The sequence below is a fragment of the Pseudomonas sp. NLJ1 genome (assembly GCF_049486705.1).
Classification (GTDB): Bacteria; Pseudomonadota; Gammaproteobacteria; order Pseudomonadales; family Pseudomonadaceae; genus Aquipseudomonas; species Aquipseudomonas inefficax.
The window spans coordinates 3,112,137-3,132,995 of the sequence record NZ_CP137735.1 but is presented as its reverse complement, the minus strand read 5'-3'; the positions used below and the strand labels follow the sequence as shown (position 1 = coordinate 3,132,995).

General features: G+C 63.4%; 20 protein-coding genes. 11 read left to right on the top strand and 9 right to left on the bottom strand.

The genetic code is table 11. The annotated features are described in order from the left end of the window. Positions 1–11 precede the first annotated feature (11 nt). A complete protein-coding gene (locus R9B85_RS14075; RefSeq protein ID WP_112251408.1) occupies positions 12–956 on the bottom strand; it encodes a GlxA family transcriptional regulator in 945 nt (314 codons plus the stop codon). 145 nt (positions 957–1,101) lie between these two features. On the opposite strand from R9B85_RS14075, the gene choX reads away from it, so the two are divergent. From choX to R9B85_RS14050, 5 genes are all read left to right on the top strand, one after another. Then, a complete protein-coding gene (choX, locus tag R9B85_RS14070; protein ID WP_112251406.1) occupies positions 1,102–2,046 on the top strand; it encodes a choline ABC transporter substrate-binding protein in 945 nt (314 codons plus the stop codon). A gap of 124 nt (positions 2,047–2,170) precedes the next feature. Beyond that, complete coding sequence (locus tag R9B85_RS14065) at positions 2,171–3,055, top strand: 3-keto-5-aminohexanoate cleavage protein (protein WP_207878597.1); 885 nt, start codon at positions 2,171–2,173, stop codon at positions 3,053–3,055. Positions 3,056–3,075: 20 nt separating this feature from the next. Continuing rightward, positions 3,076–4,041: an L-carnitine dehydrogenase gene (locus R9B85_RS14060; RefSeq protein WP_112251402.1), complete on the top strand. Its 966-nt coding sequence runs from the start codon at positions 3,076–3,078 to the stop codon at positions 4,039–4,041. 10 nt (positions 4,042–4,051) lie between these two features. Further along, entirely contained in the window at positions 4,052–4,528 is a 477-nt protein-coding gene (locus R9B85_RS14055) for a thioesterase family protein (RefSeq protein WP_112251400.1), read from the top strand. Positions 4,529–4,914: 386 nt separating this feature from the next. Further along, positions 4,915–5,172, top strand: a complete 258-nt coding sequence (locus R9B85_RS14050; RefSeq protein WP_046614493.1) for a hypothetical protein — start codon at positions 4,915–4,917, stop codon at positions 5,170–5,172. A gap of 119 nt (positions 5,173–5,291) precedes the next feature. Here R9B85_RS14050 and R9B85_RS14045 read toward each other — a convergent pair whose 3' ends face one another. Next, complete coding sequence (locus R9B85_RS14045; protein WP_112251398.1) at positions 5,292–6,398, bottom strand: GlxA family transcriptional regulator; 1,107 nt, start codon at positions 6,396–6,398, stop codon at positions 5,292–5,294. Positions 6,399–6,896: 498 nt separating this feature from the next. After that, positions 6,897–8,273, bottom strand: coding sequence for an L-serine ammonia-lyase (locus R9B85_RS14040; RefSeq protein ID WP_112251396.1), 1,377 nt, complete (start codon positions 8,271–8,273; stop codon positions 6,897–6,899). Between the two features lie 453 nt (positions 8,274–8,726). Between R9B85_RS14040 and R9B85_RS14035 the strand changes: the two genes are divergently transcribed. The 3 genes from R9B85_RS14035 (at position 8,727) to choV (ending at position 11,778) form a co-directional block, all read left to right on the top strand. Then, positions 8,727–9,674, top strand: coding sequence for a choline ABC transporter substrate-binding protein (locus R9B85_RS14035; RefSeq protein ID WP_112251394.1), 948 nt, complete (start codon positions 8,727–8,729; stop codon positions 9,672–9,674). An 80-nt stretch (positions 9,675–9,754) separates the two neighbouring features. Beyond that, positions 9,755–10,603, top strand: a complete 849-nt coding sequence (gene choW / locus R9B85_RS14030) for a choline ABC transporter permease subunit (RefSeq protein ID WP_181457319.1) — start codon at positions 9,755–9,757, stop codon at positions 10,601–10,603. Further along, on the top strand, positions 10,600–11,778 hold the full coding sequence (gene choV, locus R9B85_RS14025) for a choline ABC transporter ATP-binding protein (protein WP_112251390.1): 1,179 nt from the start codon (positions 10,600–10,602) through the stop codon (positions 11,776–11,778). The genes choW and choV overlap by 4 nt, the downstream gene beginning before the upstream one ends. Positions 11,779–11,898: 120 nt before the next feature. Here the strand turns inward: choV and hisF are convergent, their stop codons facing one another. From hisF to R9B85_RS13995, 6 genes are all read right to left on the bottom strand, one after another. After that, on the bottom strand, positions 11,899–12,669 hold the full coding sequence (gene hisF, locus R9B85_RS14020) for an imidazole glycerol phosphate synthase subunit HisF (RefSeq protein WP_025337372.1): 771 nt from the start codon (positions 12,667–12,669) through the stop codon (positions 11,899–11,901). 10 nt (positions 12,670–12,679) lie between these two features. Then, a complete protein-coding gene (hisA, locus tag R9B85_RS14015; protein ID WP_003257484.1) occupies positions 12,680–13,417 on the bottom strand; it encodes a 1-(5-phosphoribosyl)-5-[(5-phosphoribosylamino)methylideneamino]imidazole-4-carboxamide isomerase in 738 nt (245 codons plus the stop codon). Positions 13,418–13,444: 27 nt separating this feature from the next. After that, positions 13,445–13,705, bottom strand: coding sequence for a DUF2164 domain-containing protein (locus R9B85_RS14010; protein WP_046614499.1), 261 nt, complete (start codon positions 13,703–13,705; stop codon positions 13,445–13,447). Continuing rightward, entirely contained in the window at positions 13,706–14,344 is a 639-nt protein-coding gene (hisH, locus tag R9B85_RS14005; protein ID WP_013970493.1) for an imidazole glycerol phosphate synthase subunit HisH, read from the bottom strand. Continuing rightward, the gene (hisB, locus tag R9B85_RS14000) at positions 14,345–14,938 is read right to left on the bottom strand and encodes an imidazoleglycerol-phosphate dehydratase HisB (RefSeq protein WP_003255736.1); all 594 of its coding nucleotides are present in this window, start codon (positions 14,936–14,938) and stop codon (positions 14,345–14,347) included. Positions 14,939–15,210: 272 nt separating this feature from the next. Continuing rightward, positions 15,211–16,872, bottom strand: coding sequence for an OFA family MFS transporter (locus R9B85_RS13995; protein ID WP_112251388.1), 1,662 nt, complete (start codon positions 16,870–16,872; stop codon positions 15,211–15,213). A gap of 388 nt (positions 16,873–17,260) precedes the next feature. On the opposite strand from R9B85_RS13995, the gene R9B85_RS13990 reads away from it, so the two are divergent. The 3 genes from R9B85_RS13990 to R9B85_RS13980 are packed head-to-tail and all read left to right on the top strand — an operon-like array spanning position 17,261 to position 20,840. Beyond that, positions 17,261–19,507, top strand: a complete 2,247-nt coding sequence (locus R9B85_RS13990; protein WP_207878605.1) for an AsmA family protein — start codon at positions 17,261–17,263, stop codon at positions 19,505–19,507. Continuing rightward, positions 19,504–20,571, top strand: a complete 1,068-nt coding sequence (mutY, locus tag R9B85_RS13985; RefSeq protein ID WP_112251384.1) for an A/G-specific adenine glycosylase — start codon at positions 19,504–19,506, stop codon at positions 20,569–20,571. Before R9B85_RS13990 ends, mutY begins: the two co-directional genes overlap by 4 nt. Continuing rightward, positions 20,568–20,840, top strand: coding sequence for an oxidative damage protection protein (locus R9B85_RS13980; RefSeq protein ID WP_003257478.1), 273 nt, complete (start codon positions 20,568–20,570; stop codon positions 20,838–20,840). Before mutY ends, R9B85_RS13980 begins: the two co-directional genes overlap by 4 nt. Positions 20,841–20,859 lie beyond the last annotated feature (19 nt).

The window sequence follows — 20,859 nt, the reverse complement described above, 5'->3', positions numbered from 1 at the left end:
ACGAGGACCAGTCACACCACTCGGACCAACCGATCCTCCCGCGGACACCGCTCGAACCGTGCCCGGTAACTCCGTGTGAAATACGACGCCGACTCGAACCCGCACGCCACCGCCACCTCCAGCACACTCATGTCGGTCTGGCGCAATAGCTGCCGAGCCTTGTCCAGTCGCAATCGCAGATAGAAGCCACTGGGCGTGTCGTCCAGATGCAAGCGGAACAGGCGCTCCAGCTGCCGCCGGGTCACCTGCACTGCATCGGCCAGCACCTGGGTATTGAGCGGCTGCTCGATATTTCGCTCCATCTCGCCGATCACCTTCACGAGCTTCTTGTTGCTGATGCCGTAACGGCTGGCGATCTGCATGCGCTGGTGGTCCTGGCGTTGGCGAATGCGCCCGAGCACGAACTGCTCGGATACCTGCACAGCCAGCTCGCTGCCATGGGCCTGGCCGATCAGGTCAAGCATCAGGTCGATTGACGCGGTACCGCCTGCGCAGGTAATGCGCCGCCGATCGATCTCGAATAGCTCCTGGGTCACCTGCAAGCGTGGATAGCGCTCCTTGAATGCCTCCAGCGCCTCCCAGTGCACGGTGGCGCGGTGGCCGTCGAGCAGGCCGGCCTCGGCCAGCACCACCGCGCCGGTATCGATGCCACCCAGAACAACTCCCTCATGGTCCAGGCGGCGTAGCGCCTGCTGCAGTGCCGGCCCGTAACAGGCCAACGGCTCGAAGCCCGCGACGATCAGCAGGATGCCGCCAGGTTCGCCCGCCGCCAGCGCTGCATCGGCGTTTACCGACATGCCATTGCTGGCCAGCACCGGCCCGCCGTCCAGGCTCAACACCTGCCAGCGATACAACGGGCCCTTGAAACGATTGGCCACCCGCAGTGGTTCCAGAGCACTGATGAAACCCATGGCCGAGAAACCGGGTAACAACAGGAAATGAATGATTTGCGGCATTGCATGCTCCACGGCAAAGGTGGTCGCCTCCGTGCAAATGTTGGTCGCCAGGGTGCGATTTACCACCCTGGCAGCAGCGTAGCGTGTTCACACGGCCCAGAGAGGCCGGCCCCTATAAAAAATGCCCTGCCGATGGAGAGCCACCATGCAACGCTTGATCCGCCGCAGCCTGTTATCCGTAGCCCTGACCACTATCGTCGCTTCCCCGCTGTATGCCGCGGAACCCGCGGCCTGCAAGAACGTCCGTCTGGGCGTGGTCAACTGGACCGATGTCATCGCCACCAGCGCCATGGCGCAGGTGCTGCTCGATGGCCTTGGCTACCAGACCAAGCAGACCAGCGCTTCGCAGCAGATCATCTTCGCCGGCATCCGCGACAAACGCCTGGACATGTTCCTGGGTTACTGGAACCCGATCATGACCCAGACCATCACCCCGTTCGTCGATGCCAAGCAGGTCAAGGTGCTCGACAAGCCCAGCCTGGAAGACGCCCGCGCCACCCTGGCGGTGCCCAAGTACCTGGCCGACAAGGGCCTGAAGACGTTCGCCGATATTCACAAGTTCGAAAAGGAACTGGGCGGGAAAATCTACGGCATCGAACCAGGCTCCGGCGCCAACACCCAGATCAAGGCGATGATCACCAAGAACCAGTTTGGCCTTGGCAAGTTCCAGCTGGTCGAATCCAGCGAGGCCGGCATGCTCGCCGCCGTCGACCGCGCGGTGCGGCGCAACGAAGCTGTGGTGTTCTTTGGCTGGGCACCGCACCCGATGAACGTGAATATCGACATGGTCTATCTGGGCGACAGCCAGGACGCCCTGGGCCCTGACGAAGGCCGCGCGACAGTGTGGACGGTGACTGCGCCGGACTATGCCGAACGCTGCCCCAACGCCCACCGCCTGCTGGCCAACCTGAACTTCAGCGCCGAGGACGAGAGCCGCATGATGCAGCCGCTGCTCGACCACAAGGACGCGCTGGAATCGGCCCGCCAGTGGCTCAAGGACCACCCCGAGGACAAGGCCCGCTGGCTGGAGGGTGTGACCACCTTCGATGGCAAGCCGGCTGCGGACAACCTCAAGCTCGGCGCCAACTGATCCGGCCCCTTCGCGGGTAAACCCGCTCCCACAGGTTACGCGCATGCCAGGAACACCACGGTGCTCCTGTGGGAGCGGGTTCACCCGCGAAAAGGCCACCACAGACACCACAAGGACCCCCGCCATGAACCACGACGTCATCATCACCTGCGCCCTCACCGGCGCTGGCGACACCGCCTCGAAAAGCCACCTTGTTCCAGTCACCCCCAAGCAGATCGCCGAGTCTGCCGTAGAGGCCGCCAAAGCCGGCGCCACCGTAGTCCACTGCCACGTGCGCGACCCGCAAACCGGCCGCTTCAGCCGTGACGTGGCGCTGTATCGCGAAGTCATGGAACGCATCCGCGAAGCTGACGTGGACATCATCGTCAACCTTACCGCCGGTATGGGTGGCGACCTGGAAATCGGCCCGGGTGAAACACCACTGGAATTCGGCCCGGGCACCGACCTGATCGGCCCACTGGAACGTCTGGCCCATGTCGAAGCGCTGCTGCCGGAAATTTGCACCCTCGACTGCGGCACCCTCAATTTCGGCGATGGCAACTCGATCTACGTCTCTACCCCGGCGCAACTGCGCGCCGGTGCCAAGCGCATCACCGAGCTGGGAGTGAAAGCCGAGCTGGAAATCTTCGACACCGGCCACCTTTGGTTCGCCAAGCAGATGATCAAGGAAGGCCTGCTCAACGACCCGCTGTTCCAGCTGTGCCTGGGCATCCCGTGGGGTGCGCCGGCCGATACCACCACCATGAAGGCCATGGTCGACAACCTGCCAGCCAACGTCACCTGGGCCGGCTTCGGCATTGGCCGCATGCAGATGCCGATGGCCGCCCAAGCGGTGCTGCTGGGTGGCAACGTGCGGGTGGGCCTGGAAGACAACCTGTACCTGGACCGTGGCGTACTGGCCAGCAACGGTCAGCTGGTCGAGCGGGCGGCAGAGATCATCACCCGCATGGGTGGCCGCGTGCTCAGCCCGGCAGAAGGCCGGGAAAAAATGAACCTCAAGCGCCGCTGATTCCCTTTCAGGAGACCGATATGCCCTTCATCACCGAGATCAAGTCCTTCGCCGCCCTGGGTAGTGGCGTGATCGGCAGCGGCTGGGTCGCCCGCGCCCTGGCCCATGGCCTGGACGTGGTCGCTTGGGACCCGGCGCCCGGCGCCGAGCACGCCCTGCGCAAACGCATCGCCAACGCCTGGCCTGCACTGGAGAAACAAGGCCTGGCGCCAGGTGCAGCGCAAGACCGGCTGAAATTCGTGGCCACCATCGAGGAATGCGTGCGCGACGCCGATTTCATCCAGGAAAGCGCACCCGAGCGCCTGGACCTCAAGCTCGACCTGCACGCGAAGATCAGCGCTGCCGCCAAGCCCAATGCAATCATCGGCTCCAGTACCTCGGGTCTGCTGCCCAGCGAGTTCTACGAGTCATCCACTCACCCTGAGCGTTGCGTGGTCGGTCACCCGTTCAACCCGGTTTACCTGCTGCCGCTGGTGGAGATCGTCGGCGGCAACCGCACGGCACCCGAAGCTATCGAGGCCGCGAAAACCATCTACACCGCACTCGGCATGCGCCCGCTGCATGTGCGCAAGGAAGTCCCTGGCTTCATCGCCGACCGCCTGCTCGAAGCGCTGTGGCGCGAGGCCCTGCACCTGGTCAACGACGGCGTGGCCAGCACTGGCGAGATCGACGACGCGATCCGCTTCGGCGCCGGCCTGCGCTGGTCGTTCATGGGCACCTTCCTCACCTACACCCTGGCCGGTGGCGACGCCGGCATGCGCCACTTCATGGCCCAGTTCGGCCCGGCGCTGAAGCTGCCCTGGACCTACCTGCCGGCACCGGAGTTGACCGACAAGCTGATCGACGATGTGGTCGAAGGCACTTCGGAACAGCTGGGCGAACGCAGCATCGCGGCGCTGGAGCGCTATCGTGATGACACGCTGCTGGCAGTGCTGGAGGCGGTGAAGACCAGCAAGGCCAGGCACGGTATGGCTTTCGGCGATTGAGGAGACCGCGATGCCCGCACTGATCACCTACCGCACCCCGGTCCAGGAGGACTGGGTCGACTACAACGGGCATCTGCGCGATGCCTTCTACCTGCTGATCTTCAGCTACGCCACCGATGCGCTGATGGAGCGCATCGGCCTGGATGCCGACAGCCGCGGCCAGAGCGGTAACTCGCTGTTCACCCTGGAGGCGCACATCAACTACCTGCACGAAGTGAAGCTGGGTACCGAAGTGTGGGCGCAGACGCAGATCATCGGCTTCGACCGCAAGCGCCTGCATGTCTATCACAGCCTGCACCGGGCAGGCTTCGACGAAGCACTGGCGGCCAGTGAGCAGATGCTGCTGCATGTGGACCTGGCGGGGCCGAAGTCGGCGCCGTTCAGTGAGCGTAGCGTCGGGTTGCTGCAAGGGTTGGTGGATGAGCAGCAGGGCCTGCCGTCGGCTGAATTCTTGGGCAGGGTAATAGGCCTGAACACAAAATCCTGAAGGTGACTGCGCGCCCTGTGGGAGCGGGTTCACCCGCGAATGCTTTGGTAACTTCACCATCGCATTCGCGGGTAAACCCGCTCCCACAGGGATTTGTGCATGCCTTCAAGTGTTGCTTCGGAAAAAAAATAACCCCGGAAAGCCGTGAGCATCCGGGGCCAAGAGCGAGCAACATCCACTGTGCATGAACGAGGGTGACCAAACCCTCAGGTACCGTGAATGGCTTCAGTGTGCGGCCTTCCAAGGTGCTCGATTTAGCCGGAAACGACCTGTTCTTAGCCAATGCAGCCATGGCGCCATTCTGTTGTTGCGGGCATGTCGCCGGCGTCACAGAATCGGTCGTAAATCACAGCAGCACTCTCTTAGCGATAAAAGGGACAACAGCCATGATGCATGCGGATTTGATTGACCAGGACGATCTGGCAGGCCACCTGCGCGCGCGCGGGTTCGAGATTCCGGCCGGCGCTACTGCCGAGCAGGCGTGCGAAGCGGTGGTGCGCGGGCTGACCGAGCCCAATGCACGGGCGCTGAAGGGGATGGTGGAGCAGATGTATACCGGTAGTGCGACGATCCTGCCGGCGGTGCGCCAAGCCATCGACAAACAGCTGTTGCCGGCGTTGGCGCAGTTCAACAAGCGCGCCTGAATCGTTTTCCTGTACTGGCCTCTTCGCGGGTGAACCCGCTCCCACAGGTTCTGCACTGAACTCGAAAGCAGTGCAGTACCTGTGGGAGCGGATTCACCCGCGAAGAGGCCAGTGCCATTTCAGAGCCTCACACTGGCAAAGGTCGACTCGTTGCGCGCCTGGCTCAGGGCCGCCATCGGCCCGCTGTGCGGCGACAGAGTCATGGCCTGCGGGATCGGCATCATCGCCACCTGCTGCGCGGTGTTGGAGCCCACGCGCTCATCACGCGGCGGAATGCCGAAGTACTCGCGGTAGCACTTGGAGAAGTGCGGGGTCGACACGAAGCCGCATACCGACGCCACCTCGATGATCGACATCGGCGTCTGCTTCAGCAACTGCCGGGCGCGGATCAGGCGCAGCTTCAGGTAGTAACGCGACGGCGAACAGTGCAGATACTTCTGGAACAGGCGCTCGAGCTGCCGGCGCGATACCGACACGTATACCGCCAGTTCGTCCAGGTCGATCGGCTCTTCGAGGTTGGCCTCCATCAGCGCGACGATTTCCTGCAGCTTCGGCTGGTTGGTGCCAAGCATGTGCTTGAGCGGCACGCGCTGGTGATCCTGCTCGTTGCGGATGCGTTCGTAGACGAACATTTCGGAGATTGCCGCCGACAGTTCACGGCCGTGATCGCGGCTGATCAGGTGCAGCATCATGTCCAGCGGCGCAGTGCCGCCGGAGCTGGTGAAGCGGTTACGGTCGAGGGTGAACAGGCGGGTGCTCATGTTGACCCGCGGGTAGGCCTCCTGCATGGCAGCCAGGCATTCCCAGTGCACGCTGCAATCAAAGCCATCGAGCAGGCCGGCGCAGGCCAGGGCCCAGCTGCCGGTGCACACTGCACCCAGGCGTCGCGACTGGCGAGCCTGGGCCTGCAGCCAGGTGACATGCTCACGGGTAACGGTGCGCTGGATGCCGACACCGCCACAAACAATCACTGTATCCATCGGCGGGGCGCTGTGCATGGCCGCGTCGGGAGTGATCTGCAGGCCGTCGCTGGCCCACACCTGGCCGCCATCGACGGTCAGGGTGTGCCAGCGGTACAGCTCGCGGCCGGAAAGCTGGTTGGCCATGCGCAGCGGCTCGACGGCCGACGCCAGGGAAATGAGAGTGAAATTGTCCAGTAGGAGAAACCCGATGGACTGGGGGGCTGTGCGGTTCTGGGTTGGGGTCCCGGAGGTGTACGACGTCATCGCGATTTCTCCTCACACAAATGCAGGGTGTGCCTCAGGCGAGCACTGATTTCTTGTTATGTATGGCCCCGGTTTCATGTGCAGGGGCCTTGGTGCCAATCTCAACGCAAACGCCGTGCCTGAAATTGAACGGCTATCCAAAAAAACCTGAAAACGACGCCTTTATCAGGCAAATCAAGCGCTTTGATCGAGCTGGCCAATCTTCGTGGAACGGGCGTGCTAGGCGCTGTGCCTGTAACGGCTGAGCAATTTGGTGACACGCGCAGTGTAGGATGCCCAGAAACGACACTCTTGAGTGTCACCGACAACGCCCACACTGATAACGACACCCGACGATCGGTATGCGTCGCGCTGCACCATAAAGAGACATTTGTGGCTGTGCTGCACCTGTTTCAATCTCAAGGGCCCCTTCGCGGGTGAACCCGCTCCCACAAGGATGATGCAGTCCCTGTGGGAGCGGGTTCACCCGCGAAGAGGCCCTTAAGGTCAGATCAAGAGTCAGCATTCAATGGCGCTGACCGCCAGGCCACCACGCGAGGTCTCTTTGTACTTGTCGTGCATGTCGGCCCCGGTATCGCGCATGGTGCGGATAACCTGGTCGAGGGAAATGAAGTGCTCGCCGTCACCACGCAGGGCCATCTGCACCGCGTTGATGGCCTTGACCGCGGCAATCGCGTTGCGCTCGATGCACGGCACCTGCACCAACCCGCCGACCGGGTCGCAGGTCAGGCCCAGGTTGTGCTCCAGTGCAATCTCGGCAGCGTTCTCCACCTGCGGTGGGGTCGCGCCCAGCACCTCAGCGAGGCCCGCCGCGGCCATGGCGCAAGCCGAACCGACTTCCCCCTGGCAACCCACTTCGGCACCAGAGATCGACGCGTTCTTCTTGCACAGAATGCCCACCGCGGCGGCAGCGAGGAAGAAATCGACCACGCTGGACTCGTCCACCGCATCACTGAAGCGCATGTAGTAGTGCAACACCGCCGGGATGATGCCCGCCGCGCCGTTGGTCGGCGCGGTAACCATGCGCCCGCCGGCGGCGTTTTCTTCGTTGACCGCCAGGGCGAACAGGTTGACCCACTCCATGGCGCTCATGGTCGAGCCGATCACGTTGGGCTTGCCGATTTCCTGCAGGCTGCGGTGCAGCTTGGCGGCGCGACGGCGTACGTTCAGCCCGCCGGGCAGCGTGCCTTCGTATTTCAGGCCATTGTTGACGCATTCCTGCATGGCTTCCCAGAGCTTGTGCAGGCCGGCGCGGATCTCTTCCTCGCTGCGCCAGACCTTCTCGTTGGCCATCATCAATTGCGACACGCTGAGGTCGTTTTGCTTGCACAGGCGCAGCAGCTCGGCGGCGCTGTCGAAGTCGTACGGCAGCACCGTCTGGTCGGCATCCAGCACGCCGCTGGCGGCCTGGGCGGCATCGACCACAAAGCCGCCACCCACCGAGTAATAGGTGTCGCGGTGCAGCTCGCCCTGCTCGCCTTCGGCAATCAGGGTCATGGCGTTGGGGTGGTACGGCAGGTTCTCGTCCAGCAGCAGCATGTCGCGGGCCCAGACGAATTCGATGGGCAGGCGGCGGTCCAGCTGCAGGGTATTGGTTTCGCGCAGGTCGGCGATACGCGGCGCGATCTGGGTCGGGTCGATGGCGTCCGGCCATTCGCCCATCAGGCCCATGATGGTGGCATTGTCGGTGCCATGCCCCACACCCGTGGCCGACAGCGAGCCATACAGGCGCACTTCGATCCGCTTCACACGTTCCAGCTCGCCACGCTCGCGCAGGCCCTGGACGAACAGGGCGCCAGCACGCATGGGGCCGACGGTGTGGGAGCTGGAGGGCCCGACACCGATCTTGAACAGGTCGAACACGCTGATGGCCATTGTTGAATCACCTCTTGCTGGGCTTGTCTCTGCGCGCCATGCGCAGGGCGGGGCAGCTGCTAGGCTGAAGCAGCGGGCCGCCTTGAATGCACGCATCATCGGGCTTTTACCGCACCCCTCGCCGTCTGCAACCGACGTACTTTTGTCCAGCAGCGCCGCGCTGTTTTCTACCGGGGAGTAGCCCTCACCAGGCCGCTTTCCGGCGGCCTGGCGACGTAAAAATGCGGCTGAGGGGGTGGAAAAACCCATAAACGACATCGCCCATACTGGATACGACCCGTTCCGTACTGGTTACGACCCCACCAGTAGGCGATTGCCCGGCGCTGGAGGATTATCGAAAGCGACTCGTAAAGCACGGCCACGCATCCTGCCCTCTGCAGGCCTGGTCGACCGGACCCTGAGAAAGCCCGGCGACCCACGCGAACCCGAAGACAAAATCACAGGAGTCCATCCATGAAAGGTTCACCCTCGCTGTTGCTGGTTGCGATGCTGTCCGCGCCTTTGCTGGCCCAGGCCGCCGAACCCGAGCAATGCAAGACGGTACGGTTCTCGGATGTCGGCTGGACCGACATCACGGTCACCACCGCGACCACCAGCGTTGTGCTCGAAGCACTGGGTTACAAGACCCACACCACCATGATCTCGGTACCGGTGACCTACAAGTCGCTGGCCACCGGCAAGGACCTGGACGTGTTTCTCGGCAACTGGATGCCGACCATGGAGAACGACATCAAGCAGTACCGCGACGCAGGTACTGTGGAAACCGTGCGCGCCAACCTGGAAAACGCCAAGTACACCTTGGCTGTGCCCCAGGCGCTGTATGACAAGGGCCTGAAGGACTTCAGCGACATTCCCAAGTTCAAGCAGGAACTGGGCGGCAAGATCTACGGCATCGAGCCTGGCAACGATGGCAACCGCACCATCCAGAGCATGATCGACAAGAACGCCTTCGGCCTGAAGGACGCCGGCTTCAAGATCGTCCAGTCCAGCGAGGCCGGCATGCTGTCGCAGGTCGACCGCGCGCAGAAACGCGGCGAGGCGCTGGTGTTCCTCGGCTGGGAACCGCACCCGATGAACACCCGCTTCAAGATGCAGTACCTGACCGGTGGGGACGAGTTCTTCGGCCCCGACTTCGGCAAGGCGACCGTATTGACCAACACCCGCAAGGGCTATGTGCAGGAATGCAGCAACGTTGGCCAGCTGTTGAAGAACCTGTCGTTCGAGCTCAAGGATGAAAGCACCATGATGGGCTATGTCCTGGACGACAAGATGAAACCCGAGGCGGCTGCCAAGAAGTGGCTCAAGGACAACCCTGGCAAGCTGGATGCCTGGCTGGCCGGTGTCACCACCGTTGATGGCAAACCAGGCCTGGAGGCGGCCAAGGCCAAGCTGACGCAATAACGCAATACGCCATAGCGCTACCTCGGGGCAGGCCGTGCCTGCCCCGGGTTGATTTCAATCTATGCAGGTGGAAGCTCGCTATCATGCTTATCGATCAGAAAATACCCCTGGGTGAGTACATCGCGTCGTTCGTCGAGTGGCTGACCCAGAACGGCGCGAACTACTTCGACGCCATCGCGCAGGGCCTGGAGTTCATGATCCATGGCGTCACCAGTGCCCTGACCTTCTTCAATCCGTTCGTGCTCATCGCTCTGTTCGCCGCCCTGGCGCATTTCATCCAGCGCAAGTGGGCGCTGACCGCATTCGTCGCCCTGTCGTTCCTGCTGATCCTCAACCTGGGTTACTGGCAGGAAACCATGGAAACCCTGGCGCAGGTCACCTTCGCCACCGTGGTTTGCGTGGCCATCGGCGTGCCACTGGGCATCGTCGCCGCGCACAAACCGATGTTCTATACCGCCATGCGCCCGGTACTCGACCTGATGCAGACGGTACCTACATTCGTCTACCTGATCCCCACCCTGACCCTGTTCGGCCTGGGTGTGGTGCCGGGGCTGATCTCGACGGTGGTGTTCGCCATCGCCGCGCCGATCCGCCTCACCTATCTGGGCATCTGCGATGTCCCGCAGGAGCTGATGGACGCCGGCAAGGCCTTTGGCTGCTCGCGGCGCCAGCTGCTCACCCGTATCGAACTGCCGCACGCGATGCCGAGCATCGCCGCCGGCGTTACCCAGTGCATCATGCTGTCGCTGTCGATGGTAGTGATTGCCGCCCTGGTCGGTGCTGACGGCCTGGGCAAACCTGTGGTCAACGCACTGAACACCGCCGATATTTCCCTGGGCTTCGAAGCGGGCCTGGCGATCGTGCTGCTGGCGATCATGCTCGACCGTATCTGCAAGCAACCGGACCTGCCGGTAAGGGGTGAAGCATGAGCATCATTCGTTTCGAAGACGTCGACGTCATCTTCTCCAACAAGCCGCGCGAAGCGCTGGCCCTGCTCGACCAAGGCCAGACCCGCGAGCAGATTCTCAAGCAGACCGGCCTGGTTGTGGGGGTCGAGAAGGCCAACCTGGATATCCAGAAGGGCGAAATCTGCGTGCTGATGGGCCTGTCCGGTTCGGGCAAGTCGAGTTTGCTGCGCTGCATCAACGGCCTCAACACCGTCAGCCGCGGCAAGCTGTTTGTCGAGCACGAAGGCAAGCACATCGACATTGCCCACTGTACCCCCGCCGAACTGAAGATGATGCGCACCAAGCGCATTGCCATGGTGTTCCAGAAATTCGCCCTGATGCCCTGGCTGACGGTACGCGAGAACATCAGCTTTGGCCTGGAAATGCAGGGCCGCCCCGAGAAGGAACGGCGCAAGCTGGTCGACGAAAAGCTCGAGCTGGTGGGCCTGACCCAGTGGCGCAACAAGAAGCCGGACGAACTGTCAGGCGGCATGCAGCAGCGCGTGGGCCTGGCCCGGGCGCTGGCGATGGATGCCGACATCCTGCTGATGGACGAACCGTTCTCGGCACTGGACCCGCTGATCCGCCAGGGCCTGCAAGACGAGTTGCTTGGCCTGCAGGCCAAGCTGAGCAAGACCATCGTGTTCGTCAGCCACGACCTGGACGAAGCGCTGAAGCTGGGTAGTCGCATCGCCATCATGAAGGACGGGCGGATCATCCAGTACAGCAAGCCGGAAGAGATCGTGCTCAACCCGGCCGACGAGTATGTGCGTACCTTCGTCGCCCATACCAACCCGCTGAACGTGCTGTGCGGGCGCAGCCTGATGCGCAGCCTGGACAACTGCAAGCGGGTGAATGGCTCGGTGTGCCTGGACCCGGGTGGCGATTCGTGGCTGGACCTGGGCGAAGGCAACTCGATCAAGCGTGCGCGCCAGGGGCAGAACGGGCTGGAGATGCAGAACTGGGCACCGGGGCAGTCGGTGGAAGGGCTGGGCCGCAAACCGACCCTGGTGCATGCGGATATCGGCATGCGCGATGCGCTGCAGATTCGCTACCAGACCGGGAACAAGCTGGTGCTGCAGGAGAATGACAAGGTGGTGGGGATTCTGGGCGACAGCGAGCTATATCACGCGCTGCTCGGCAAGAACCACGGTTGATGCCATTGGGGCCGCGTTGCGGCCCTTTCGCGACACAAGGCCGCTCCTACAGGGGAACGCATATCCCTGTAGGAGCGGCCTTGTGTCGCGAAAGGAGGGCAAAGCCCTCCCAACAATGGGTCAGCGAACGACGATCCCGCGCGAAGCCATGTAGGCCTTGGCCTCCGGCACCGTGTACTCGCCAAAGTGGAAGATACTGGCCGCCAGCACCGCACTGGCATGCCCTTCCAGAATGCCGTCAGCCAGGTGCTGCAGGTTACCCACCCCGCCCGAGGCAATCACCGGAATACCCAGCGCATCACTGATCGCGCGGGTAACGCCAAGATCGAAGCCGTTCTTCATGCCGTCCTGGTCCATGCTGGTCAGCAGAATCTCGCCGGCCCCCAGGCCTTCCATCTTCTTCGCCCATTCAACGGCATCCAGCCCGGTCGGCTTGCGCCCGCCGTGAGTGAAAATCTCCCAACGCGGCTGCTCACCCGGGCCGGATACCTTCTTGGCGTCGATGGCCACAACGATGCACTGCGAACCGAAACGGTCCGCGGCCTCGCCAACAAACTCCGGGTTGAACACCGCGGCCGTGTTGATCGAGACCTTGTCGGCACCGGCATTGAGCAGGTTGCGGATGTCCTGTACGGTGCGCACGCCACCGCCCACGGTCAGCGGGATGAACACCTGGCTGGCCATACGCTCGACGGTATGCAGGGTGGTGTCACGGCCATCGACGCTGGCAGTAATGTCGAGGAAGGTGATTTCGTCGGCACCTTGCTCGTCGTAGCGACGGGCGATTTCCACCGGGTCGCCAGCATCACGGATGTTCTCGAACTTGACGCCCTTGACCACCCGGCCGTTGTCCACGTCCAGGCAAGGGATGATGCGCTTGGCCAGTGCCATGGTTCAGTCCTCAGCCTTGGTAGTTGTCGCAGAAGGCCTGGGCCTCGGCGACATCGAGAGTGCCTTCGTAGATGGCACGGCCGGTGATGGCGCCGATGATGCCCGGGGCCTTGGCGTCCAGCAGGGCCTTGATGTCACCCAGGTTGTGGATGCCGCCCGAGGCGATCACCGGGATCGAGGTGGCTTCTGCCAGCGCCTTGGTGAACGGCACGTTGCAGCCCTGCATCATGCCGTCCTTGGCGATGTCGGTGTAGACGATCGCCGAGACGCCATCGGCCTCGAAACGCTTGGCCAGGTCGATGACCTGCACCGAGCTCACTTCAGCCCAGCCGTCGGTGGCGACGAAGCCGTCCTTGGCGTCCAGGCCAACGATGACCTTGCCCGGGAAGGCCTTGCACGCTTCGGCGACGAACTCCGGCTGCTTGACCGCCTTGGTACCGATGATCACGTAGCTGACGCCAGCCTTGACGTAGTGCTCGATGGTTTCTAGCGAGCGGATGCCACCGCCGATCTGGATCGGCAGGGTCGGGTAGCGCTTGGCGATGGCAGTGACCACTTCACCGTTGACCGGCTGGCCTTCGAAGGCGCCGTTGAGGTCGACCAGGTGCAGGCGGCGGCAGCCACCCTCGACCCACTTGGCGGCCATGCTCACCGGGTCGTCGGAAAATACCGTGGAGTCTTCCATGCGGCCTTGGCGCAGGCGCACGCAGGCACCGTCCTTCAGATCGATAGCGGGGATAATCAGCATCTTGGGAACCTGTCTGTTCTTGGGGTTTCAGGGCTTTTCGAGCGCCCACAGATCGCTTTCGATGCTCTCGAACCGCTCCTTGAGGTGCAGCTGAACATCGGCAATCGCCCTGTTGTAGTAATGGGGTGCAATTTCTTTGCTGAACAGCTCGAGGACCTCGGCCACTTCGAACGACCCCAGCTCCAGCTCGAAACGGTCTTCGAGGAAGCGCTTGAGCGTGTGCAGCGCTTCGCGCTCCTGCTCGGGGGCCAGGGTGATGACCGGGGCCTTGGTCTTCGACCTGCTCATTTACCAGCGCCCGTCCCAGGCGACGAAGTTCTGCAGCAGCTGCAGGCCATGGGTATGGCTCTTCTCCGGGTGGAACTGCACGGCAAAGCGCGAGCCATCGGCCAGCGCAGCGGCGAAATCGACACCGTAATGGCCGCGGCCGACCACCTGGGCCGGCTTGCCGGCATTGATGTAGTAGCTGTGCACGAAGTAGAACCGCGCGCGGTCGGGGATGTCGTGCCACAGCGGGTGGTCGTTGGTCTGGCCGACTTCGTTCCAGCCCATGTGCGGCACCTTCAGGTGCTCGCCGTCTTCCTGCAGGTCTTTGCCGAAGAAGCGCACCTGGCCCGGGAACAGGCCGATGCAGTCGACACCGTCGTTTTCTTCGCTGTGGTCGAGCAATGCCTGCATGCCCACGCAAATGCCGAGGAACGGGCGGTCCTGGCTGACTTCGCGCACCAGGCTGTCGAAGCCCAGGCGGCGGATTTCTGCCATGCAGTCGCGAATTGCGCCCACGCCTGGGAATACCACGCGGTCGGCTTCGCGGATGACCGTGGCATCGCTGGTGACCAGCACCTTACCGGCACCTACATGCTCGAGTGCCTTGGCCACCGAGTGCAGGTTACCCATGCCATAGTCGATTACGGCTACCGTCTGCATTTACAGGCACCCTTTGGTGGAAGGCATCTGCCCGGCCATGCGCTCGTCGAGGGTGATGGCCATGCGCAGGGCGCGGCCGAAAGCCTTGAACACGGTTTCGATCTGGTGGTGGGTGTTGTGGCCACGCAGGTTGTCGATGTGCAGGGTCACCAGGGCGTGGTTGACGAAGCCCTGGAAGAACTCCTGGAACAGGTCGACATCGAAGCCACCGACGCTGGCGCGGGTGTACGGCACGTGCATCTGCAGGCCCGGGCGACCGGAGAAGTCGATGACCACGCGCGACAGCGCTTCGTCCAGAGGCACGTAGGCGTGGCCGTAGCGGAAGATGCCCTTCTTGTCACCGATGGCCTGGGCGAATGCCATGCCCAGGGTGATGCCGACGTCTTCGACGGTATGGTGATCGTCGATATGCGTGTCACCCTTGCACTCGATATCCAGATCGATCAGCCCATGGCGGGCGATCTGGTCCAGCATGTGTTCAAGGAAAGGCACACCGATATCGAATCGGGCCTTGCCACTGCCATCGAGGTTGATCGAGCACTTGACCTGGGTTTCCAGGGTATTGCGCTCGACGGAAGCCTTACGTTCGACCATCACCAGCTCCGCAAAATCATTAGGCGAAAAGGGCTTCATTATAGGCCTAGAACGCGCCGGCTTGAAACGCGGATGACATATGGCAAAGCACGTAATTACGGGGACTGGATGCCGTTACCGGTCTATACAACCAGGTGGTTCGGGAGGGTATGGGGCTGCTTTGCAGCCCATCGCGACACAAGGCCGCTCCTACAGGGGACCGCGCTCGAAGATGAAACGGGGACCAATGTAGGAGCGGCCTTGTGTCGCGATGGGGCGCAAAGCGCCCCAAATCAATGGAACAGCACAGCCGTCTTCTGCAGGGTAATCCAAACGCCCCAAGCCAACGGCACGACCACCACAGCCCAGGCCAGCAGCACCAGGGGCAGGCTGCCCGGTGCCGCCTTCCACTCCAGCGAGCGCGCCCCATCGGCGCCCTTGTCATGGCTCAACGCCCGCTCGGCAGCCAGTTCGGCATCGCTCATGAAATGCCTGTCGGCCACCGGTCGCACCAGCATGTTGCAGACAAAGCCCAGCACCAGCAGGCCGGCGAGGATGTACAAGGTCATGTCATAGGCAGCCGCACGCTCCACCCCGGCTGCCAACTGGTACTCGCGCAGGTAGGTGATAAGCACCGGCCCCAGCACTCCCGCCGCCGCCCAGGCGGTCAGCAGGCGGCCATGAATGGCACCGACCATCTGCGTGCCGAACAGGTCGGCCAGGTAGGCCGGTACCGTGGCAAAGCCACCGCCGTACATCGACAGGATGATGCAGAACGCCGCCACGAACAGCGCCACGTTACCCAGGTGCCCCATGTTCGGTACCAGGCTGTACAAGCCCACGCCCAGGGCGAAGAAGGCGAAATAGGTGTTCTTGCGGCCAATGTAGTCCGAGAACGACGCCCAGAAGAACCGCCCGCCGATGTTGAACAGGCTCAGCAGGCCGGTGAAGCCGGCGGCGATCGCGGCAATCTGCGCCAGCTGGGTGCTGTTCAGCTCGCTGAAGCTCAACCCGTTGCCCAGCAGCTTGCCGGCGAACACTTCCTGCAGCAACGGCGAAGCCATGCCGAGGATGCCGATACCCGCCGACACGTTCAGGCACAGCACCAGCCAGATCAGGGCGAACTGCGGGGTCTTCCAGGCCACGCTGACGTGCACGTGGCGGTCGGTGACCATGGTGTTACCAGCTTTCTTCACCGGGGCGCTCCAGCCTTCGGGCTTCCAGCCGGTTGGCGGTACGCGATACGCCAGGGCACCGGCGGTCATGAACACGAAGTAGATCGCCGCCATGACGACGAAGCTCTGCCACACGCCCACTTCCTGCGCATTGCCGAAATGGCCCATCAGCGCGGTGGCCAGCGGTGCACCGACCATGGCCCCGCCACCGAAGCCCATGATCGCCATGCCGGTGGCCATGCCGCGCTTGTCCGGGAACCATTTGATCAGGGTCGAAACCGGCGAGATGTAGCCCAGGCCCAGGCCGATACCGCCGATTACGCCGGAGCCCAGCCACATCAGCCACAGCTGGTGGGTCTTCACGCCAATGGCTGAAATAAGCATGCCGCCGCACCAGCACAACGCCGACACCAAGCCGGCCTTGCGCGGGCCGGCGTGTTCCAGCCAACCACCCAGCACGGCTGCCGAGCAACCGAGGAAGACGAAGAACAGGGTGTAGATCCAGCTCAGCATGGAAATCGGCCAATCGCATTCGGCGCTGAACATTCGGGCCATGAAGCCCATGTCCGCTGCGCAGGCGACCGGGGCGGTGATGCCGAGGGCTTGCGACAGTGGCAGCCAGAACACCGAGAAGCCATAGGCCATGCCGATGCACAGGTGGATGGCCAGGGCGGCTGGCGGGACCAGCCAGCGGTTGAAGCCCGGGCGGGCGATGATGCGCTCCTTCGACAGGAAGCCTGGCGCACTGGCCAAGGTCCCCGCCGCGACGGTACTGCTCATAGGATTAGATCCTTCTTATAGGGAGGGTGCAGGCAAAGCGGCGCAAGGGTAGCAGCATCAAGTGGCGTGAAAGCAATCTGATATCGTTAATTTTTGCTCGGCTGAAACGGTCATGTGGCCTGTACCGGCCCTATCGCCGGCAAGCCAGCTCCCACAAGTACCCCACCGACCTCGGGAACAGCGGGATCCCTGTGGGAGCTGGCTTGCCGGCGATAGGGCCAGTACAGGCCACACATTCGGAACTGACAAAATCGTGGCTGTCGAAAGCCGTACCATCTGCTGTACACGTAGGAAATGCCCCGTATCTCTGGTCGAATACGCAGGGGCAACCACTGCGGCGCTATACTCTGCCGCCTGAATTTCAAAAACGGACTACAAGGACTCGCCCATGAAAGCGTTCGGCAAAATCCTGGGACTTGGGCTTCTCGGGTTGCTGCTGATCATCGTGGCACTGGGCTTCGCCCTGACCCACCTCTTCGATCCCAACGACTACAAAGACGAGATTCGCCAGCTGGCACGTGACAAGGCTCACGTCGAGCTGACCCTCAACGGTGACATTGGCTGGAGCCTGTTCCCGTGGCTGGGCCTGGAGCTGCACGAGGCGAGCATCGCCACCTTGAACAAACCCAAGGAGCCATTCGCCGACCTGCAGATGCTCGGCCTGTCGGTACGTGTGCTGCCACTGCTGCGCCGCGAAGTGCAGATGAGCGACGTGCGCGTGGAGGGCCTGAACCTGACCCTGGCTCGTGACGAACACGGCCATGGCAACTGGGAAGACATCGGCAAGCCGCTGCCTGCGCAGAACGGTGCCAGCGCCGATACGCAGGCCGGTGCCCCGGCCCAGGCGCCGGCCGAACAGCCGTCGGCACCGGTCGCCAGCAACGAGCGCGCCGTCAAGCTGGACATCGACAGCCTGACCGTAAACAACGCCCGCGTGCAGTACACCGATGCCAAGACCGGCCAGAGCTACAGCGCCGAAAGCATCCAGCTGAGCACCGGCCCGGTCCACGAAGGGGCGAACATTCCGCTCAAGGCCAGCGCCTTCCTCAGTGCCAGCCAGCCGAACATCAAGGCTCGCACCGAACTGGCCGGCGAACTGCGCTTTGACCGCAAGCTCAAGCGCTACAACTTCGAAGACATGCGCCTGTCGGGCGAAACCTCGGGTGAGCCCACCGGCGGCAAGACCGTGACCTTCGCCGCCCAAGGCCAGTTGCTGGTCGACCTGGCCGCCAATGTCGCCTCGTGGAACGGCCTGAAAGTCTCGGCCAACCAGCTGCGCGCCCTGGGCGAACTGAACCTGCGGGACCTGGACAAGGCGCCACAGCTGAGCGGCGGCCTGTCCATCGCCCAGTTCGACCTGCGCACCTTCCTCGACAGCATCGGCCGCCCGCTGCCGGCCACCAACGACCCGGCGGCCTTCGCCAAGCTGGAACTGGTCACCCGCCTGCAGGGCACGCCGAACAGCCTGGCCCTGGAAGACCTGGCGGTGAAGCTGGACGACAGCACCTTCAGTGGCCGCGTGGCCATCGATGACTTCGCCAAGCAGGCCCTGCGCCTGCAGCTCAAAGGCGACACCTTCAACGCCGACCGCTACCTGCCGGCCAAGAGTGAAGAAGCCAAGGGCGCCACCGCCGCGCGTCAGGCCGAGGTCAAGCAACAGGAAGCCAGCGCGGTCGCCGGCCCTGGTACCACGCCGCTTCCCAACGCCCCGACCCAGGTCGCCTGGAGCGACGACAAGCTGCTGCCGGTCGACCGCCTGCGCGCCCTCGACTTGCAGGCCGACCTGGCCTTCGGCTCGCTGACCCTGGACAAACTGCCGATCGAAGACGCCCAGCTCAAGGCTATCGGCCAGGGCGGCCTGCTGACCTTGCAAACCCTTCGCGGTGAACTGTACAACGGCACCTTCGAGGCCAAGGGCACCGTCGACGTGCGCCCTGCCGTGCCGCAACTGGGCGTCAACACCAGCATCCAGCGGGTGCCGGTGGAACATTTCATCAAGACCGAGGGCAAGGAACAGACGCCACCGGTCAAAGGCCTGCTGACGCTGACCAGCGACCTGACCGCCACCGGCAACAGCCAGAAGGCCCTGGTCGATACCTTGAACGGCAACGCCAACTTCGTCATCAACGACGGCGTGCTGGTCAATGCCAACCTGGAACAGCAGCTGTGCAAGGCCATCGCCACGCTGAACCGCAAATCGCTCACCGGCGAGCCACGCGGCAAGGACACCCCGTTCCAGGAACTGCGCGGCAGCCTGGTGGTGCGTAATGGCGTCGCCAGCAACCCGGACCTCAAGGCGCGCATTCCGGGCCTGACCGCCAATGGCCATGGTGACCTCGACCTGCGTGTACTGGGCATGGACTACAACGTTGGCGTGGTCGTCGAAGGCGACCAGCGCGCCATGCCGGACCCGGCCTGCCAGGTCAACGAACGCTATGTCGGTGTCGAAATACCGCTGCGCTGCCGCGGCCCGCTGGAGCTGGGCGCCAAGGCCTGCCGCCTGGACCAGGACGGCCTGGGCAAGGTAGCTGCCAAACTGGCCGGCAACCGCCTGCAAGACAAGATCGATGAAAAACTCGGAGACAAAGTGAGCCCGGAACTGAAAGACGCGCTCAAGGGGCTGTTCAAGCGATGAGCCCCGAGCAGTTCTCCAGCGCAGTGCTGGACTGGTATGACGAACACGGCCGGCACGACCTGCCCTGGCAACAGGGCATCAACCCGTACCGGGTGTGGGTGTCGGAAATCATGTTGCAGCAGACCCAGGTCAGCACCGTGCTCAACTACTTCGACCGCTTCATGCAGGCCCTGCCGACCGTGCAAGCCCTGGCCGAAGCGCCGGAGGACGAAGTGCTGCACCTGTGGACGGGCCTGGGCTACTACACCCGGGCACGTAACCTGCAAAAGGCCGCGAAGATCGTGGTCGAACAGCATGGCGGCGAATTCCCGCGCAGTGTCGAGCAGCTCACCGAGCTGCCCGGCATCGGCCGCTCGACTGCCGGTGCCATCGCCAGCATCAGCATGGGCATCCGCGCACCGATCCTCGACGGCAACGTCAAACGCGTACTGGCCCGCTACACCGCCCAGGCCGGCTACCCCGGTGAGCCCAAGGTGGCCAACCAACTGTGGGCCACGGCCGAGCGCTTTACCCCGCAACAGCGGGCCAACCACTACACCCAGGCAATGATGGACATGGGCGCCACGCTGTGCACCCGCAGCAAACCCAGTTGCCTGATCTGCCCGCTGCAGCGCGGCTGCGAAGCGCACCTGCACGGTGAAGAAACCCGTTACCCAGAGCCAAAGCCGCGCAAGGCACTGCCGCAACGCCGCACACTGATGCCGCTGCTGGCCAACCACGAAGGCGCCATCCTGCTTTACCGCCGCCCGTCCAGCGGCCTTTGGGGTGGCTTGTGGAGCCTGCCGGAGCTGGACGACATCGCCCAGCTCGACGACCTGGCCTACCAGCACGGCCTGCGCCTGGCTGGCAGCCGCGCCATGGACGGCCTGACCCATACCTTCAGCCACTTCCAGCTGGCGATCGAGCCCTGGCTGGTGCGCGTCGACCCGGTCGGCCAGCCCGTGGCCGAGGCCGACTGGCTCTGGTATAACCTCGCCACCCCGCCGCGCCTGGGCCTCGCCGCCCCGGTGAAAAAGCTGCTCAAACGCGCGGCCGACGAACTGACTGCAGGAGACGCCCGATGACCCGCACCGTGATGTGCCGCAAGTACAAAGAAGAACTGCCAGGCCTGGAGCGCCCGCCCTACCCCGGCGCCAAGGGCCAGGACATCTTCGAACACATCTCGCAGAAGGCCTGGGCCGACTGGCAGAAGCACCAGACCATGCTGATCAACGAAAAGCGCCTGAACATGATGAACGCCGAGGACCGCAAGTTCCTCCAGGGCGAGATGGACAAGTTTTTCGCCGGCGAAGAATACGCCCAGGCGGAAGGCTACGTTCCACCGTCGGAATGACCCCACGGAACGTAAGCGA

What these genes read in the sequence shown, in the direction of transcription:
- R9B85_RS14075 (WP_112251408.1), bottom strand. Translation starts at nt 956, where the DNA reads ATGCCGCAAATCATTCATTTCCTGTTGTTACCCGGTTTCTCGGCCATG.
- choX (WP_112251406.1), top strand. Translation starts at nt 1,102, where the DNA reads ATGCAACGCTTGATCCGCCGCAGCCTGTTATCCGTAGCCCTGACCACT.
- R9B85_RS14065 (WP_207878597.1), top strand. Translation starts at nt 2,171, where the DNA reads ATGAACCACGACGTCATCATCACCTGCGCCCTCACCGGCGCTGGCGAC.
- R9B85_RS14060 (WP_112251402.1), top strand. Translation starts at nt 3,076, where the DNA reads ATGCCCTTCATCACCGAGATCAAGTCCTTCGCCGCCCTGGGTAGTGGC.
- R9B85_RS14055 (WP_112251400.1), top strand. Translation starts at nt 4,052, where the DNA reads ATGCCCGCACTGATCACCTACCGCACCCCGGTCCAGGAGGACTGGGTC.
- R9B85_RS14050 (WP_046614493.1), top strand. Translation starts at nt 4,915, where the DNA reads ATGATGCATGCGGATTTGATTGACCAGGACGATCTGGCAGGCCACCTG.
- R9B85_RS14045 (WP_112251398.1), bottom strand. Translation starts at nt 6,398, where the DNA reads ATGACGTCGTACACCTCCGGGACCCCAACCCAGAACCGCACAGCCCCC.
- R9B85_RS14040 (WP_112251396.1), bottom strand. Translation starts at nt 8,273, where the DNA reads ATGGCCATCAGCGTGTTCGACCTGTTCAAGATCGGTGTCGGGCCCTCC.
- R9B85_RS14035 (WP_112251394.1), top strand. Translation starts at nt 8,727, where the DNA reads ATGAAAGGTTCACCCTCGCTGTTGCTGGTTGCGATGCTGTCCGCGCCT.
- choV (WP_112251390.1), top strand. Translation starts at nt 10,600, where the DNA reads ATGAGCATCATTCGTTTCGAAGACGTCGACGTCATCTTCTCCAACAAG.
- hisF (WP_025337372.1), bottom strand. Translation starts at nt 12,669, where the DNA reads ATGGCACTGGCCAAGCGCATCATCCCTTGCCTGGACGTGGACAACGGC.
- hisA (WP_003257484.1), bottom strand. Translation starts at nt 13,417, where the DNA reads ATGCTGATTATCCCCGCTATCGATCTGAAGGACGGTGCCTGCGTGCGC.
- R9B85_RS14010 (WP_046614499.1), bottom strand. Translation starts at nt 13,705, where the DNA reads ATGAGCAGGTCGAAGACCAAGGCCCCGGTCATCACCCTGGCCCCCGAG.
- hisH (WP_013970493.1), bottom strand. Translation starts at nt 14,344, where the DNA reads ATGCAGACGGTAGCCGTAATCGACTATGGCATGGGTAACCTGCACTCG.
- hisB (WP_003255736.1), bottom strand. Translation starts at nt 14,938, where the DNA reads ATGGTCGAACGTAAGGCTTCCGTCGAGCGCAATACCCTGGAAACCCAG.
- R9B85_RS13995 (WP_112251388.1), bottom strand. Translation starts at nt 16,872, where the DNA reads ATGAGCAGTACCGTCGCGGCGGGGACCTTGGCCAGTGCGCCAGGCTTC.
- R9B85_RS13990 (WP_207878605.1), top strand. Translation starts at nt 17,261, where the DNA reads ATGAAAGCGTTCGGCAAAATCCTGGGACTTGGGCTTCTCGGGTTGCTG.
- mutY (WP_112251384.1), top strand. Translation starts at nt 19,504, where the DNA reads ATGAGCCCCGAGCAGTTCTCCAGCGCAGTGCTGGACTGGTATGACGAA.
- R9B85_RS13980 (WP_003257478.1), top strand. Translation starts at nt 20,568, where the DNA reads ATGACCCGCACCGTGATGTGCCGCAAGTACAAAGAAGAACTGCCAGGC.